This is a genomic window from Neobacillus sp. NPDC097160, assembly GCF_044762155.1.
Lineage (GTDB): Bacteria > Bacillota > Bacilli > Bacillales > Cytobacillaceae > Neobacillus.
In genome coordinates, this window is record NZ_JBIWDU010000052.1 from 1 (window position 1) to 1,312 (window position 1,312).

Sequence of the window (1,312 nt, forward strand, 5' to 3'; positions counted from 1 at the left end):
AAAGTTGTGAGTTAGAGTGGTGTCTATACTCATATCATACTGAGGAGCCCTATTTTTTTCAAAGTCGAAAAATAACGATCTACAGGAATGCTAAAGGGGGCTTATGTTAAAGATGGGATAGCTGCGGCGATCCCGTTTTCTTATTGATCTAACGGGCAGTTTAGTTTAAGTATATTTCTTCACAATGTTATAAAAAGCGGAACTCACTAAATTAGAAGAATCGGCTTCTTTTATTATAAAATTTATTATTATTTTAGCTTGTTGTTAACACCTTATTTTACTTGGAGTTGAAATTGGAATAAAGTCGACACTCATTAGTACCGTTATTTTGGCAATTATCTCATTTGGAGTTACACTTTTATTAAAGCAAGAGAAATACTACAAGAAAATTAATTTAATGTTATAATTTTGATATAATATTATTTGTTTGAAAATTTGTTCTCTTTAAAATAAATTTTTATAGTAGTATTTTATTGGAGGGAAATAGTAAGTGGCTATATATAACTTAACGGATCAATTGATTCATGAGCTTGGAAAACAAATTATAAATGGAGATATACTTCCTGGAGACACTCTTCCTAAAATAGAAACGCTAAGTGAGAATCATGGAGTTAGTCGAACTGTAGTTCGTGAGGCTTTTAAAGCATTGGCTACTCGTCGTTTAGTGAAATCGGTTCCCAGATTAGGGACGATCGTTTCTCCACGTTCTGAGTGGCAATGGTGGGATACAGACGTATTAGCATGGGCTTCTAATTCAGGAAATAATCGTAACTTTTTATTTAAATTAAATGAACTCGGTTTTGCGATTGAGCCTGTTGCAGCAAAATTAGCCGCTAAGAATGCTACACAAGCCGATATTGAAAAAATGACGGACTGTTATTATCAACTGGAAAAGTCTTTAGGGGATAAACATTCATGGGCTCGGACAGATTATGAATTCCATAAAAGTATTTACGAGGCATCTAATAATGAACTTTTGGTTAATATGTTCCATATGATGTATAAAGTTCAAATAGATTATCGCTTAGCTACAATAGACAATATGATTAATCGACAATATGCAACTGAAAGATACTTACAGCTTCATAAGGAGTTACTAATTGCAATTTGTAATTATGATGAGATATTGTCTCAGGAAAAAATGTATTACCTGCAGGAAGAGCTTGCTTCCATTCTCGCCAGTTAAAATATTAAAATTAAGATTTTCCAATTTTCATTATCAAAAAGTTTATTTCAATAAAGGCGTTTTTTACCATTTAAAATCCTAAATTCAAGTGAATTTAGGATTTTTTTTCTTCGTTTATGAAAAAAA

1 protein-coding gene is annotated in these 1,312 nt (G+C 31.7%); it reads left to right on the forward strand.

Going from position 1 to position 1,312, the window contains the following annotated elements:
* Positions 1 to 490: 490 nt before the first annotated feature.
* Positions 491 to 1,186, forward strand: coding sequence for a FadR/GntR family transcriptional regulator (locus ACIQXV_RS29745; protein ID WP_402965996.1), 696 nt, complete (start codon positions 491 to 493; stop codon positions 1,184 to 1,186).
* The last annotated feature ends 126 nt before the right edge of the window (positions 1,187 to 1,312 follow it).